The sequence below is a fragment of the Dyella sp. 333MFSha genome (assembly GCF_900102405.1).
Taxonomy (GTDB): Bacteria; Pseudomonadota; Gammaproteobacteria; order Xanthomonadales; family Rhodanobacteraceae; genus Luteibacter; species Luteibacter mycovicinus.
In genome coordinates this window covers 1626436-1640010 of the sequence record NZ_FNBR01000001.1, presented here as the reverse complement: position 1 = coordinate 1640010, position 13575 = coordinate 1626436, and the positions used below count along the sequence as shown (strand labels likewise).

14 protein-coding genes are annotated in these 13575 nt (G+C 64.3%); 11 read left to right on the top strand and 3 right to left on the bottom strand.

All coding sequences use genetic code 11. From position 1 onward, the window contains the following. Positions 1–82 precede the first annotated feature (82 nt). Positions 83–355, bottom strand: coding sequence for an acyl-CoA-binding protein (locus tag BLT40_RS07150; protein WP_079521489.1), 273 nt, complete (start codon positions 353–355; stop codon positions 83–85). Positions 356–472: 117 nt separating this feature from the next. Here BLT40_RS07150 and cmk point away from each other — a divergent pair, with 117 nt between their 5' ends. From cmk to BLT40_RS07105, 9 genes are all read left to right on the top strand, one after another. Continuing rightward, the gene (cmk, locus tag BLT40_RS07145) at positions 473–1153 is read left to right on the top strand and encodes a (d)CMP kinase (protein WP_079521488.1); all 681 of its coding nucleotides are present in this window, start codon (positions 473–475) and stop codon (positions 1151–1153) included. A gap of 171 nt (positions 1154–1324) precedes the next feature. Further along, positions 1325–2998 carry a 30S ribosomal protein S1 gene (gene rpsA, locus BLT40_RS07140; RefSeq protein WP_036113984.1) on the top strand — a complete coding sequence of 558 codons (1674 nt, stop codon included), beginning with the start codon at positions 1325–1327 and terminating at the stop codon, positions 2996–2998. Between the two features lie 61 nt (positions 2999–3059). Continuing rightward, positions 3060–3362 (top strand): integration host factor subunit beta, encoded by a 303-nt coding sequence (locus BLT40_RS07135; RefSeq protein WP_036113981.1) that lies wholly within the window; start codon positions 3060–3062, stop codon positions 3360–3362. 145 nt (positions 3363–3507) lie between these two features. After that, positions 3508–3768 carry a lipopolysaccharide assembly protein LapA domain-containing protein gene (locus BLT40_RS07130; RefSeq protein WP_043693444.1) on the top strand — a complete coding sequence of 87 codons (261 nt, stop codon included), beginning with the start codon at positions 3508–3510 and terminating at the stop codon, positions 3766–3768. Further along, entirely contained in the window at positions 3765–4937 is a 1173-nt protein-coding gene (lapB, locus tag BLT40_RS07125; RefSeq protein WP_079521487.1) for a lipopolysaccharide assembly protein LapB, read from the top strand. The genes BLT40_RS07130 and lapB overlap by 4 nt, the downstream gene beginning before the upstream one ends. Next, positions 4934–5968, top strand: coding sequence for an MraY family glycosyltransferase (locus BLT40_RS07120; RefSeq protein WP_079521486.1), 1035 nt, complete (start codon positions 4934–4936; stop codon positions 5966–5968). Before lapB ends, BLT40_RS07120 begins: the two co-directional genes overlap by 4 nt. Further along, positions 5955–7853 carry a polysaccharide biosynthesis protein gene (locus BLT40_RS07115; RefSeq protein ID WP_036113973.1) on the top strand — a complete coding sequence of 633 codons (1899 nt, stop codon included), beginning with the start codon at positions 5955–5957 and terminating at the stop codon, positions 7851–7853. Before BLT40_RS07120 ends, BLT40_RS07115 begins: the two co-directional genes overlap by 14 nt. After that, positions 7850–8725, top strand: coding sequence for a UTP--glucose-1-phosphate uridylyltransferase (locus BLT40_RS07110; protein WP_036113970.1), 876 nt, complete (start codon positions 7850–7852; stop codon positions 8723–8725). The genes BLT40_RS07115 and BLT40_RS07110 overlap by 4 nt, the downstream gene beginning before the upstream one ends. A 155-nt stretch (positions 8726–8880) precedes the next feature. Further along, the gene (locus BLT40_RS07105; protein ID WP_036113966.1) at positions 8881–9285 is read left to right on the top strand and encodes a DUF2628 domain-containing protein; all 405 of its coding nucleotides are present in this window, start codon (positions 8881–8883) and stop codon (positions 9283–9285) included. A gap of 120 nt (positions 9286–9405) precedes the next feature. On the opposite strand, the gene BLT40_RS07100 is transcribed toward BLT40_RS07105, so the two are convergent. Then, on the bottom strand, positions 9406–10989 hold the full coding sequence (locus BLT40_RS07100; RefSeq protein WP_090352463.1) for an amidase: 1584 nt from the start codon (positions 10987–10989) through the stop codon (positions 9406–9408). A 100-nt stretch (positions 10990–11089) separates the two neighbouring features. Between BLT40_RS07100 and BLT40_RS07095 the strand changes: the two genes are divergently transcribed. Together BLT40_RS07095 and BLT40_RS07090 are read left to right on the top strand one after the other, a co-directional pair. Further along, a complete protein-coding gene (locus tag BLT40_RS07095; protein WP_090352462.1) occupies positions 11090–11794 on the top strand; it encodes a c-type cytochrome in 705 nt (234 codons plus the stop codon). Between the two features lie 4 nt (positions 11795–11798). Beyond that, on the top strand, positions 11799–13019 hold the full coding sequence (locus BLT40_RS07090; RefSeq protein WP_090352461.1) for a cytochrome c: 1221 nt from the start codon (positions 11799–11801) through the stop codon (positions 13017–13019). Here the strand turns inward: BLT40_RS07090 and BLT40_RS07085 are convergent. Next, positions 12995–13525, bottom strand: a complete 531-nt coding sequence (locus tag BLT40_RS07085; RefSeq protein ID WP_079521483.1) for a mismatch-specific DNA-glycosylase — start codon at positions 13523–13525, stop codon at positions 12995–12997. The two genes, BLT40_RS07090 and BLT40_RS07085, sit on opposite strands and share 25 nt — an antisense overlap. Between the last annotated feature and the right edge of the window lie 50 nt (positions 13526–13575).

Sequence of the window (13575 nt, the reverse complement as noted above, 5' to 3'; positions counted from 1 at the left end):
CCGCCGAACCGAGTTATCCGGTGAGCGCCGGTTCGGTGGGAACTTCCCTCGTCAGGGCGGCCGGGGCCCCCTGAGACCGCCATCAGCCCGTCCCCTCGGCCCCTAACGACCTGACCAGTGCGACGTATTCCTCTTGCGCCTGCGCCTGTGGCATCCCCGTCAGCTTCACCCAGGCCTCGTACTTGGCCGTGCCCACGAAATCGAAAAAGCCCGGTTTCGGCCCCACGGCGTCGCCCTCGGAGCCCTGTTTGTAGAGGGCGTAGATCCGCAGCAGCGTGTCATTGTCCGGCCGACGCCCCAGACGGGTGATGTCCAGGTAAGCCTGCTCGAACTGGCTCCGGAGGTCGTCGGACATGGAAGGGCGCCTGGTCGATCGTTCGGGCGCTTGTAGCATGCACGGACGGGCGCGTCCATGCGCCGACTGCCGGGCGCCGACGCGATATCATGCCCGTTTCGCGAACGAGGTTTCCCCATGGCCCCATCGGCTGCTGCTCCTGTCCTGACCATCGACGGGCCCTCGGGCTCGGGCAAGGGCACCATCAGTCGCCTGGTGGCGGAGAAACTCGGCTGGCACCTGCTGGACTCCGGCGCCCTCTACCGGGCGGTGGGCTACGCGGCGGGCGAGGAGGGGATCGATCTGTCCGATGTCGACGCGGTCACCCGCTGCGCTCAGACCGTGAAGATCCGCTTCAAACCCAGTCCCAGTGGCGATGAGACCTACATTCTGGTCAACGGCCACAACGCCACGGACGAGCTGCGGACCGAGACGGCCGGGGCCGCGGCCTCGGCCATCGCGGTGATCCCCAGCGTCCGCCAGGCCCTGGTGGACATGCAGCACGGCTTCCGCAAGGCCCCGGGGCTGGTCGCCGACGGCCGGGATATGGGGACGGTGATTTTCCCGGATGCGGCGCATAAGTTCTTCCTCACGGCCAGTGCCGCCGAGCGCGCGAAAAGGCGCTATAAGCAGTTGAAGGATAAGGGGCTGAGCGTTACACTTGCCGTCCTTCAACGAGAGATCGAGGCTCGCGACGAGCGTGACGCGTCGCGGCTCGTGGCCCCGTTGAAGCCCGCCGAGGGCGCCGTGGTGATCGATACCACCGGCATGCCGATCGACGTGGTGGTGGAACGAGTATTCGCCGTGGTGCGTCCGTAAGGGCGCATCCGGCACGACCCCCGCGCAGTGTGCGCGGGATATTGGCAACGGCGCGGAGCGGCCCCATAACGGCCCTCTTATTGCGCCCACAACCGGTGGGTCCCCTGTCCGCACGCGTTCATTGATGTTACGCAGGCGCCGGGTACGACCTTTCATAACCCTGGAATCAACATGACTGAAAGTTTTGCCGAACTGTTTGAACAGAGCCAGCAGGCCATTTCGAAGCTGAAGCCCGGCTCCATCGTCACGGGTATCGTTGTGGAAATCCGCAACGACGTGGTGGTGATCAACGCCGGCCTGAAGAGCGAAGGCATCGTCCCCATTGAGCAGTTCAAGGACGAGAACGGCGCGCTCGAAGTGGAAGTGGGCGACGAAGTCAAGGTCGCGCTCGATGCGCTCGAGGACGGCTTCGGCGAGACCAAGCTCTCCCGTGAGAAGGCCAAGCGTTCGATGGTGTGGGACGACCTCGAGCAGGCGTTCGACAAGGAAGAGACCATCACCGGCAAGATCTCCGGCAAGGTCAAGGGCGGCTTCACGGTCGACATCAAGGACGTCCGCGCATTCCTGCCGGGCTCGCTGGTCGATGTGCGTCCGGTCCGTGACCCGGTTTACCTCGAGGGCAAGGACCTCGAGTTCAAGATCATCAAGCTCGACCGCAAGCGTAACAACGTCGTCGTCAGCCGCCGCGCGGTTGTCGAGACCGAGTTCTCGGAAGAGCGCGAGAAGCTCCTCGAGCGCCTGACCGAAGGTGCCGTCGTCAAGGGTGTGGTCAAGAACCTCACCGATTACGGCGCATTCGTCGACCTCGGCGGCATCGACGGCCTGCTCCACATCACCGATATGGCGTGGAAGCGCGTGCGTCACCCGTCGGAAGTGGTCAACGTCGGCGACGAGCTGGACGTCCGCGTCCTCAAGTACGACCGCGAGCGCAACCGCGTTTCGCTCGGCCTCAAGCAGCTCGGCGACGACCCGTGGGTCGCCATCGCCCGCCGTTACCCGGTCGGCAGCCGTCTGTTCGGCAAGGTCTCCAACGTCACCGATTACGGCTGCTTCGTCGAGATCGAGCCGGGCGTCGAAGGCCTGGTGCACGTCTCCGAAATGGACTGGACCAACAAGAATGTCAACCCGGCCAAGGTCGTGCAGGTCGGTGACGAGACGGAAGTCATGGTCCTCGACGTGGATGAAGAGCGTCGTCGTATCTCCCTCGGTATCAAGCAGACCCGCTCGAACCCGTGGGAAGCCTTCGCCGCCATGCACAAGAAGGGCGACAAGGTTTCCGGTCAGATCAAGTCGATCACCGATTTCGGTATCTTCATCGGTCTGGAAGGCGGCATCGACGGTCTCGTCCACCTGTCCGACATCTCCTGGCAGGCTTCGGGTGAAGACCTCGTTCGCAACTTCAAGAAGGGCGACGAAGTCGAAGCCGTGGTTCTGGCGGTCGATCCGGAACGTGAGCGCATCTCCCTCGGCATCAAGCAGATGGAGCAGGATCCGTTCGGTCAGTTCATGGCCACGAATCCGCGCGGCACCATTCTGAATGGCACCGTGAAGGAAGTGGACGCGAAGGGTGCGGTCATCGACCTCGGTGAAGGCGTCGAGGGCTACATCCGCGCCAACGACATCGCCAAGGAGCGCGTGGAAGATGCCACGACGCACCTGAAGGTCGGCGATGCCGTCGAGGCGAAGTTCACCGGTATGGATCGCAAGGGCCGTCAGCTCCAGCTGTCGATCCGTGCGAAGGACGAAGAGGACGTGGCTGACGCCATGGCCGATTACGCTTCGGCTGCCGGTGGTACGACCAAGCTCGGCGCTCTCCTCAAAGAGCAGATGAACAAGGCCGACTAACCGTCGGGCGAGGGGCGGTTCGCCGCCCCTCGCTGTTTGCTTGACAGGAACCAGGGGACCCATGACAAAGTCGGAACTGATCGAGGCGCTGGCGCGGCGCCAGACCCACCTTGCGTTCAGCGACGTGGAACTCGCCGTCAAGAGCGTGCTCGAACAGATGAGCCATGCCCTGTCCACGGGTGAGCGCATCGAGATCCGCGGCTTCGGCAGCTTTGCGCTGCACTTCCGTCCGCCGCGCATGGGGCGTAACCCCAAGACCGGCGAAGCGGTTGCCCTACCGGGTAAGCACGTGCCACATTTCAAGCCTGGCAAGGAATTGCGCGAACGCGTAAACCTCGTCGAGGAAACCAACGCCGCGCTCTGACGCGGCGTTTTTTTTGGTCGCGGGGCAGGGCGGACTTCGTCGTGCCGCCTGGCGTCCATCGGGGACGACATTCCGGTCCGGCCAACCTGTATGAAAGGCCAACCGCGCCGCACCATCGCGTTCACGATTCGGGTACAGTCCGGGAATGCGCCTTCTTGTCATACTTTTCCTATTGCTTTTCGTCGCCGTGGGCGTCGTGTTCGGTGCGCTGAACGCCGATCTCGTGACCTTCGATTTCGGCTTCGCCAGAGGCTCCCTGCCCAAGGGCGGCACGATCCTCGCCGCCGTGCTCGTGGGCTGGATTCTGGGCGGACTCACCGCCTGGCTCGGCACGTCGTTCGCCCATCGGCGCCTGCGCCGTCGCGAGCGCAAGGAACGCAAGGTAGGCAGCGCGACGACCGCATGAATCCGATCTGGTTGCTGGCGCTCGTTCCGCCCCTGGCCTTCGCCAGCGGCTGGTGGTTTGCCCGGCGTACTCATACGCGACGCTCCGGCGAGCGAGTCAATGAGCTTTCCTCCGATTACTTCCGGGGCCTGAACTACCTTCTCAACGAGGAGCAGGACAAGGCGCTGGAAGTGTTTCTGCGTCTGGCGGAATACAACCGGGACACGGTCGAGACCCATCTCGCGCTGGGTAACCTGTTCCGCAAGCGCGGCGAGGTGGATCGGGCGATTCGTCTCCACCAGCACCTGGTATCCCGGCAGGGTCTTTCGGACGAAATGAAGACGGTGGCCTTGCTCGAGCTGGGTGAGGACTACATGCGGGCGGGCTTGCTGGATCGCGCTGAGACCCTGTTTTCCGACCTGGTCGCGATGGATGCGCTGGCACCGTCGGCCCTCCGGCATCTGATCGCGATCTACCAGCACGAGCGCGAATGGCATAAGGCCATCGACCACGCGCGTCGGCTCGAAACCATGACGAGCGAAGACGAGTCGGCGATGATCGCGCAGTTCTACTGCGAGCTGGCCGAACAGTCGCGGCAGCATGGCGCCCGTACCGAGGCCCGTGAGTACATCCGGGAAGCGTTCGCGTGCCAGAACGACTGCGTCCGCGCGCACATGATCGCGGGTCGTCTCTCTTCGGAGGACGACGATCTGCCGGGCGCCATCGGCTCCTACGAAGCCGCCATCGCCGCCGACATCGCCTTCGTTCCCGAGATTCTGCCGCCGCTGCTCAACTGCTACGCGCGTTCCCAGCAGATGGACCGCGCCGAGACCTTTCTGCGCGAGATCATGGAGCGCTATCACGGTATCTCACCGGTGCTGGCTCTCACCCGTTTGTACGAGGGCAGGGACGGCGAACGGACGGCCATCGACTTCCTGACCGGGCAGCTGCGCAAGCGTCCGTCGGTGCGTGGCCTGATGGCGCTGATCGACGCGACCATGGATAAGGTCTCCGGCGAGGCCCGCGAGAACTACCTGATCCTGCGCGACCTCACCCGTAAGCTGCTCGAGGGGCAGGCGATGTATCGCTGCAGCCGCTGCGGCTTCGGCGCCAAGGCCCATCATTGGCAGTGCCCGAGCTGCAAGAGCTGGGGTACGGTCAGGCCCATCCATGGCGTCGCCAACGAATGACGCCCGTCCTCAGTATCGGTCCGACTCTCGTCGCCTGTGTCCTGGCCGCGTTCGTCGTCTCCTTCGCTTCGGTCCGCGCCACGATTGCCTATGCCCATCGACGCGGCATGCTCGACGAGCCGGGGCGCAGGCGCTCGCACATCATCCCGACCCCTCGCGGGGGCGGCATCGGGATCGTGCTCGGCGCTCTGGCGGGCATGCCGGCAGGACTGCTTTTGTTGCCTGTCTCGCCAGGGGCTGCGACGGTTGGCGCCTTTTCCGTGGCGACGATCGCCATCGCCGGCATTGGCTGGCTGGACGATCACGGTTCACTGCCGATCAAGCCGCGCCTGTTGATTCAGCTGGCGGCGACCCTGCTGCTGTGCGTGGCCGTGGCGTCATCCACGGCGAGCCTCTGGTGGGCGCTGCCCCTGCTGCTGGCGGGCGTCTGGTGCGTCAATCTGCATAATTTCATGGACGGCATCGACGGCCTGGCCGCGCAGCAGGCCGTCTTCTTCGGTGCCGCCTCCGCCGCCCTTGCCTGGTCGGCCGGCAGCCCGGCCATGGCCGGTGCGGGGTTGGCCATGGCCGCGGCATCGCTGGGCTTCTGGTGTTTCAACCGGTCGCCGGCCCGTATTTTTATGGGGGACGTCGGCAGCGCCACCCTCGGCCTCATGGTCTTTGCCCTGTCGGCCATGCTCTGGGCCTGGCGCACGAACCTGCTCTGGCCGGCGCTGATCTTCTCGTCGGCGTTCGTCATCGACGCGACTTTGACGCTGCTCGTGCGAATGCTGCGCGGTGCGCGCTGGTACACTCCGCACCGCGAACACCTTTACCAGTGGCTCGTGAGGCGGGGTTCGTCACATCGAAGGGTAGCCCTGTGCTACCTCGCATGGAACGTTCTCGTCTGCGTTCCCGTCGCATGGATCGCGTTCCGCTACCCGGCGGTGGCGCCCGTGTGTTTCGGGGCGACATACGTGTTGGGGGCAGCGGTCTGGCGTACTGGCAAGCGTTACGGCTTGCGTCGAAGGGAGCGACATGTTTCTGCGTAAGTTCATCGGCATCATTCATCCACGTACGGCGGTCGTCGCGCACGATCTGGCCATGGCGGCGCTCGCCTGGTGGATTGCAAAAACGCTGCGCTATGCGCTGATGCCGGATCTGGCACCGGTCTCGTACCTGCCGATGGAATTTCCCATCGTGTTGCTGGTACAGGGTGCGGTGTTCAACTGGACAGGCCTTTATAAAGGCGTCTGGCGCTTCGCCAGTCTGCCCGATCTCTGGAACATCATCCGCGCGACCGTCATCGGCGCCCTGATCATCGGCCTGGCCATGGTCATGTACGCGCGTCTCGACGGCGTGCCACGCTCGGTCCTGCTCGTCTATCCGGTCGTGCTGGTGGTGCTGCTCGGCGTCCCACGCCTCAGCTACCGCTTCTGGAAGGACAGCCGTATCGACCTGTTCCAGTCGGCGCCGACCAAGCGCGTGCTGATCGTGGGCGCCGACCGTGCGGGTGAGGCGCTGTCGCGCGATCTGCGTCGCGACAGCCGCTACAGCGTCATCGGCTTCGTCGACGACAACCTCGCCCTGCGCGGCGCGCAGATCGGCGGCATCCCGGTGCTGGGCACCGTCGATCAGCTGGCCGAGTTGTCGAAGGCCGTCGCGGTCCAGATGCTGCTGATCGCGGTACCGGGCGCCACGACCGCGCAGATGCGTCGCATCGTCGCCTTCTGCGAAAGCACCGGCCTGCCATTCCGTACGGTGCCCCGCCTCGAGGACGTGGTTGCCGGGCGTGCCCAGTTCAACGAAATCAAGGAAGTCGCCATCGAGGATCTTCTCGGCCGCGACGCCGTGGAACTCGACTGGACGGCCATCCGCGAGAACATCAGCGGCGGTCGTGTGCTGGTCACCGGCGGTGGCGGATCGATCGGTTCGGAGCTTTGCCGTCAGGTCGCGCGCCTCGGCGCCGCCTCACTGACCGTGGTCGAGATGTCCGAATACAACCTGTATCGGATCGGCCAGGAGCTGACCTCGGCCTACCCGGAACTGATCTTCAACGGCGTGCTGGCCGATGCCCGCGATGCCACGGCGATCAATCGCCTGTTTCAGGAAACCCAGCCGCAGATCGTCTTCCACGCGTCCGCCTACAAGCACGTCCCCATGTTGCAGGGTCAGCTGCGCGAGGCGTTCCGCAACAACGTGCTCGGCACACGCGTGGTAGCCGACGCCGCCGTGCGCTGTGGTGCCGCATCGTTCGTGCTGATCTCCACCGACAAGGCGGTCAATCCGACGTCGGTGATGGGCGCCTGCAAACGCATGGCGGAAATCTGGTGCCAGAACCTCGCGGCGCATACCTCTACACGTTTCATTACGGTTCGCTTCGGTAATGTTCTGGATTCCGCCGGTTCGGTGGTCCCATTGTTCCGCCGGCAGATTCGCCAGGGTGGTCCGGTGACGATCACCCACCCGGAGATCTCGCGCTACTTCATGACCATTCCCGAGGCCTGCCAGCTGATTCTTCAGGCGGCGACCCTCGGCAAGGGTGGCGAGATCTTCGCGCTCGACATGGGTGACCCGGTGAAGATCCGCGATCTGGCTGAACAGATGATCCGTCTGGCAGGCAAGCGTCCCGGCTCTGACATACAGATTGTTTATACGGGTCTTCGCTCGGGTGAGAAGCTGTTCGAAGAATTGTTTCACCCGTTGGAGAATTATACGAGCACGACCCACGCGAAGATTTTTCAGGCGCAGCATCGCCAGGTCTCGTGGGAAATGCTTCAGGTTCAGCTGGCCAGGGCCGAAGAGGCCGTGGCGGCGTTCGATGAAGAAACCCTGCGTCGGTGCGTGTCGCAGCTGTTGCCTTCGTTCCGCTGGAGCGAGCCGCAGAGCGACAACGTGCTGCCGCTACGCCGCAACGAAAGTGGAGACATCGCATGACCCAACCCCTGCGCAAGGTCGTATTTCCCGTCGCTGGCCTCGGTACGCGCTTCCTCCCGGCGACCAAGGTGGTGGCGAAGGAAATGCTGCCGGTGCTCGATCGGCCGTTGATCCAGTACGCCGTGGACGAGGCCGTGGACGCCGGTGCCGACACGCTGGTGTTCGTCACCAACCGTTACAAGCACGCCATCGCGGACTACTTCGACAAGGCTTACGAGCTGGAAGAGAAGCTGGCCGAAAAGCACAAGGATGAGCTGCTGGAAATCCTTCGCGGCATCCTTCCGCGTCACGTACGCTGCGTCTTCGTGACCCAGCCCGAAGCTCTGGGTCTGGGCGACGCCGTCGCGCGTGCCCAGGCCGTCGTCGGTGACGAGTACTTCGGCGTGGTGCTGCCGGACGATCTGATCTGGTCGCGTGGCAAGGGTGCGCTTCGCCAGATGGCCGAGGCGGCTTTCGAGCACAAGGCCGGCGTCATCGCGGTGGAAGATGTTCCGGCCACCGACACCGACAAGTACGGCATCGTGGATGCGCTGGAGAAGGTCAACGACCGGACCACCATCATCAAGACGATGGTTGAAAAGCCGAAGCCGGAAGACGCTCCGTCGACGCTGGGCGTGGTCGGCCGTTACGTGCTGCCGCCGCAGATCTTCGATTACCTGAAGAACACCCGCCCGGGCGCAGGTAACGAAGTCCAGCTGACCGACGCGATCGCCAATTACCTCAAGGACGAAGGCAAGGTGCTCGCCTATCGTTTCTTCGGCGATCGCTACGACTGCGGTAACAAGGCGGGCCTCGTTCGCGCGACGCTGGCTATGGCGATGGAAGATCCGAAGCTCGCCCCGATCGTCCGCGAGTTCGCCAACAAGCCGTAAGGCGACGTCGGTACCCGCAGATAAGCCCGCACTGCTGTGCGGGCTTATTTTTTTTGTGAGCACCGGAACCGCGATCGCATCGTTACGTAACGCCGTTACGTGCGTAAGATCCCGCGATCGCGCATCCCGCGCGGCATCCCATCAGGAGTTAAACCATGGCGGAAGCCGAATTTGTCAGCGACCCGAGCCTCAACGCGAAGTGGAATACGCGCTTCGCTTTCTTCGAGCGTTTCGGCGGTCCCAGTTCTCCGCAGTACAAGGCGGAGCTGAAGAAGCTTCCCTTCAGACAGAAGCTCATCGTCAACGGTAACTTCTTCGCGTTCTTCTTCGGGCCGATCTACTTCTTCATTCTGGGTCTCTGGAAGAAGGCCCTGGTGATCCTCGGTCTCGAAGTCGCCATCATCATCGCGCTGATGATCTTCAATGCACCCGATGGTTTCTACCGCGGCGTCGGCACGGGTTTCAACGTGTTCTACATGCTGGTCGCCAACTACGCCTACTACCTGAAGCGGGTGAAGGGTCAGGACAACTGGAGCCCGTTCGAGGGCATGCGTCTCTGACGACGGACGTCTGCCGCTTCCGGCAGGAGCCAGCCCTGCTGGCGATGGGTGCTTGCGACAGGGCCCATCGCCGACAAGGTTGGCTCCCTCCAGAGCCATGGCATCGGCAGGGTTGCTGGCTTACTTGATCGGTAGCGTCGGCAGGAACTTCGGGCGCTGGTAGGCCTGGGCTTTTTGCTCGACGCCGTAAGCGATGCCGATCAACGTCGGCTCGCTCCATTTCGTGCCGAAGAAGACGACACCCACGGGTAGCTCGTGCGCGAACTCCACCGGCAGGGTGATCGACGGATACCCGGCGATGGCCGCGGGAGCGGAAACCCCGCCAACGGTAGGATCGCCGCTGACCACATGGTCACCAAGCACCAGATCGTTGACGAACGCCGGGCCCCAGCTCGGCGCGAGCAGGGCGTCGAGGTGGTCTTTTGCCAATGCCGCATCGATGCCTTCCGGACCCGCGAGACGCTGGTTGCGATCGCGCATCTCGATGTACTTCGGATCGGTGATGTCGCCCTTGTCCTGCGCCTGCAGGAACAGTTCCTGCCCGAACCACGGCATCTCCTTCGCGGCTTCGCGATCGTTGAACGCGATGAGGTCGGCGAGGTTCGTCATCGGCTGATCGGGCCGGCTGGCGAGATATGCGTCGATCCCGTGTTTGAACTCATAAAGCAGTACGTCGATCTCGTGTTCGCTCAGTTCCTTCAGGTGAGGGATCTCGACGTTGTCGACCACCGTCGCGCCTTGTGCTTTGAGTAGCGCGATGGTGTGTTCCAGCGCGCGATCCGCGTTCGGCTCGATACCCGCCAGCTGACGCGCCACGCCGATGCGCTTGCCACGCAGCGCATTCGGATCGAGGAACTTCGTGTAGTCGGTGGCGTGCTTGTCCGCATCCTTTGTGGCGGGGTCGCGCGGGTCACTGCCCGCAATAGCGCCGAGTACCGCGGCCGCGTCGGCCACGCTGCGTGCCATCGGCCCCGCGGTGTCCTGGCTGCTGGAGATGGGGATGATGCCGGTGCGGCTGACGAGGCCTACCGTGGGCTTGATGCCGACCAGTCCCGTCATCGACGCAGGGCAGATGATCGAGCCGTCGGTCTCACTGCCGATCGCCACGGTAGCGAGGCCTGCCGCGACGGCGGCGCCTGAGCCCGCGCTGGAACCGCAGGCGTTGCGGTCCAGGACGTAGGGGTTGAGGGTGAGGCCGCCGCGCCCGGTCCATCCGCTGGTCGCATGGTTGGAGCGCATGTTGGCCCATTCGCTGAGGTTGGTCTTGCCGAGGATCACGGCACCGACCTTGCGCAGCTTCGCCGCCACGGCGGAATCGTGAGGCGCGGGCTTCGTCGCCAGGGCCAGCGAGCCAGCCGTGGTGAGCATGCGGTCGCCGGTGTCGATGTTGTCCTTCAGCAGGATCGGGATGCCCGCCAGCGAGCCTTTGCGCGGCGCCTTGCCGGCGATGGACAGTGCGTCCGGATTGACTTCGAGCACGGCGTTGATCGACGGCCCGGCCTTGTCGAGCGTCTCGATACGATGGAGGAAGAGTCGGGTCATGCCCGCCGGCGTCAACGCACCCGTGGCATAGGCTTGCCGCAGGGTCGCGATGGAGGCGAAGGCGTCATCGTCACCGGCGTCGCGCGCTTTGGCTGCACCGCAGCTCGAACTGAGTACGAGCGCCGCGGCGAGCGCGGCCGGCCTGATCCCTACATGCTGCATATGTCTTTTCCCCCTGGCGACACGGTGATGGCTGAGGCCAATCTACCCCAAGTCGCGCGTGGCTATACTGGCCCGATGCCTCGTCAGCCAGGGAGTGCCCATGCGTCGTCTCCTCAGCCGGTTCGCCGCTGCCGCTATCGCCTGTTTCGCCATATCCGTCGGGGCGGAGGACGCGCCGACCGTACCCGACACGCTGCTGCAACGCATCGCGGCATGCACGAGCTGCCACGGAGTGCACGGGGAGGGTGGCGACAACGGCTTCAACCCACGACTCGCCGGCAAGCCGGCGGGCTATCTGCACCGGCAGATGCAGGATTTTCAGAAGGGTCTGCGTCACTACCCGATCATGGAGTACACCGTCGCTCCGCTGAGCGACGAATACATGCGCGAGATCGCCGACTACTTCGCCGCGCAGCAGGTGCCTTATACGAAGCAGCCGGCCCCCGCGATGTCGCCCCAGGCGACCGCACGCGGGGAGGAGCTGGTGACGCGCGGTGACCCGGCGCGCGGCGTGCCTGCCTGCATGGCGTGTCACGGCGCCAACCTCACGGGCGTGCAACCCGATATTCCCGGGCTGGTAAATCTGCCGTACGACTACATCAGCGCGCAGCTGGGTGCCTGGCGTACGAATACCCGCAACACCATCGCGCCCGACTGCATGGCGACGATCGTCAGTCGCCTCAGCGATGCCGATATCAGCGCGGTGTCGGCATGGCTGGCGACCCGACCGGTCCCTGCGGACGCGCATGCCGAGGTGGCGGGAAGCGTGACCCCACCCATGCGCTGCGGCGTGCTCGGAGGCTGAGTCGATGGCACTGACGAACCGACTCATCGCTTTTCTTGCCTTGGCTTTCGCGGCAGGCGTCGTCCCGGCCAGCGACCTCGTCGAACGAGGTCGTTACCTTACCCTGGCCGGTGACTGCGCCTCTTGCCACACGACGCGCGGCGGGGCGCCGTTTTCAGGCGGACGGGTGATCGGTACGCCGTTCGGTGCGATCCCCGCACCCAACCTCACGCCCGACCGGGACACCGGCCTCGGTGCGTGGAGCGCGGACGATTTCTACCGTGCGATGCACAACGGGAAGGGGCACGACGACCGCTCGTTTTATCCTGTCTTCCCCTTCACGTCGTATACGAAGGTCACGCGTGCCGACACCGATGCCATCTTCGCTTACCTGAAATCGCTGCCGCCGGTGAAGCGCGCTTCCATCGAGCCGATGTTGCGCTGGCCTTACAGCATGCGGTCGCTGATCGCTTCGTGGCGGCTGTTGTATTTCGACGAAGGCGAGTTCGTCCATGACCCGAAGCGGTCCGCCGCGTGGAACCGCGGCGCTTATCTGGTGCAGGGCCTTGGCCATTGCAACGAGTGTCACGCGAACCGCAACGCGTTCGGCGCGATGGTGTCGGAGCCGTATCTTGCCGGAGGCATCATTCCGGTACAGAACTGGTACGCGCCGGATCTGTCGATGGGCCCCAACGGCGGGCTGGCGGGATGGAGCGAAGCCGATGTGGTCGCGCTGCTGAAGACCGGACGCTCAGCGAAAGGTACGGCGTTCGGACCCATGGCGGAGGTGGTTCTGCAGAGTACGCAGCACCTGACCGACGACGACCTCGCCGCGATGGCGACCTACCTCAGGTCATTGCCGGAACGCGATCCTCCCGCGCAACGCGAGTCGTCCGCCAACGCTCGCGATCTCGCACGCACCGGTCAGAAGGTCTACGTCGAACAATGCGCGGACTGTCATGGCGTCGACGGTCATGGCAAGGGCGATGCGTACCCGCCGCTCGACCTTAACGCTTCGGTGACCGAACCTACGGGTATCAATGCGATCCGCATGGTGCTGAGCGGTGGATTCGCTCCGGCGACGCGCGACAATCCACGCCCGTATTCGATGCCACCATTCTCGCAGAAGCTCAGCGACGATGACGCCGCCGCGGTGGTGACCTATATCCGCCAGGCCTGGTCGAACAAAGCGGCTTCGGTGTCGCCGAATGACGTGCGCGCTTACAAGTCGACGCCGGGCGGCTGAGCACGCACGACGTCCGCCAGCTCCTGCCACAGACCGACGTCCCAGGAGCGGCGGGCCTGTCCGGAGGGCGAAGGCAAGACGAACACCATGGTGTCGCCGATGTTCGTTGGCTGTCGCCCGTAGGTCGCCTGCCTGCCGAGTGCATGGCGTCCGGCATGCTTGCTGGTAAAGGCAAGTACGCGGGGAGCGAAGCGAAGGACCTTGGCACGCAGCGCGTCGATATCGAAAGCCTCCCGCGGCAGCTCGTTGTCGTTGCCGAAGTGAAATTTCGACAGGTCGGTCAGGCCGATACCGAAGCCCGGCATCGACGGATATTCGGACGGTGCGAGGAGGCGCGGCGTCAGACCGACCGCGTGCACCGTGCGCCAGAACATGTTGCCCGGATGCGCGTAATAGGCATGCTCCCGTGCCGACCGCGTACCCGCGGCGGTGCCACAGAACACCAGAGCGAGCCCCGGTTCCAGGACATCGGGGAGCACGAAAGCAGGGTTGTCGGCGGCGGTCATTTCGCTACTTTACCTTTACATTGCTGCGTCACAACAAAACGTGGACATCC

What these genes read in the sequence shown, in the direction of transcription:
- BLT40_RS07150 (WP_079521489.1), bottom strand. Translation starts at nt 355, where the DNA reads ATGTCCGACGACCTCCGGAGCCAGTTCGAGCAGGCTTACCTGGACATC.
- BLT40_RS07085 (WP_079521483.1), bottom strand. Translation starts at nt 13,525, where the DNA reads ATGACCGCCGCCGACAACCCTGCTTTCGTGCTCCCCGATGTCCTGGAA.
- BLT40_RS07105 (WP_036113966.1), top strand. Translation starts at nt 8,881, where the DNA reads ATGGCGGAAGCCGAATTTGTCAGCGACCCGAGCCTCAACGCGAAGTGG.
- rpsA (WP_036113984.1), top strand. Translation starts at nt 1,325, where the DNA reads ATGACTGAAAGTTTTGCCGAACTGTTTGAACAGAGCCAGCAGGCCATT.
- cmk (WP_079521488.1), top strand. Translation starts at nt 473, where the DNA reads ATGGCCCCATCGGCTGCTGCTCCTGTCCTGACCATCGACGGGCCCTCG.
- BLT40_RS07115 (WP_036113973.1), top strand. Translation starts at nt 5,955, where the DNA reads ATGTTTCTGCGTAAGTTCATCGGCATCATTCATCCACGTACGGCGGTC.
- BLT40_RS07120 (WP_079521486.1), top strand. Translation starts at nt 4,934, where the DNA reads ATGACGCCCGTCCTCAGTATCGGTCCGACTCTCGTCGCCTGTGTCCTG.
- lapB (WP_079521487.1), top strand. Translation starts at nt 3,765, where the DNA reads ATGAATCCGATCTGGTTGCTGGCGCTCGTTCCGCCCCTGGCCTTCGCC.
- BLT40_RS07100 (WP_090352463.1), bottom strand. Translation starts at nt 10,989, where the DNA reads ATGCAGCATGTAGGGATCAGGCCGGCCGCGCTCGCCGCGGCGCTCGTA.
- BLT40_RS07110 (WP_036113970.1), top strand. Translation starts at nt 7,850, where the DNA reads ATGACCCAACCCCTGCGCAAGGTCGTATTTCCCGTCGCTGGCCTCGGT.
- BLT40_RS07090 (WP_090352461.1), top strand. Translation starts at nt 11,799, where the DNA reads ATGGCACTGACGAACCGACTCATCGCTTTTCTTGCCTTGGCTTTCGCG.
- BLT40_RS07135 (WP_036113981.1), top strand. Translation starts at nt 3,060, where the DNA reads ATGACAAAGTCGGAACTGATCGAGGCGCTGGCGCGGCGCCAGACCCAC.
- BLT40_RS07130 (WP_043693444.1), top strand. Translation starts at nt 3,508, where the DNA reads ATGCGCCTTCTTGTCATACTTTTCCTATTGCTTTTCGTCGCCGTGGGC.
- BLT40_RS07095 (WP_090352462.1), top strand. Translation starts at nt 11,090, where the DNA reads ATGCGTCGTCTCCTCAGCCGGTTCGCCGCTGCCGCTATCGCCTGTTTC.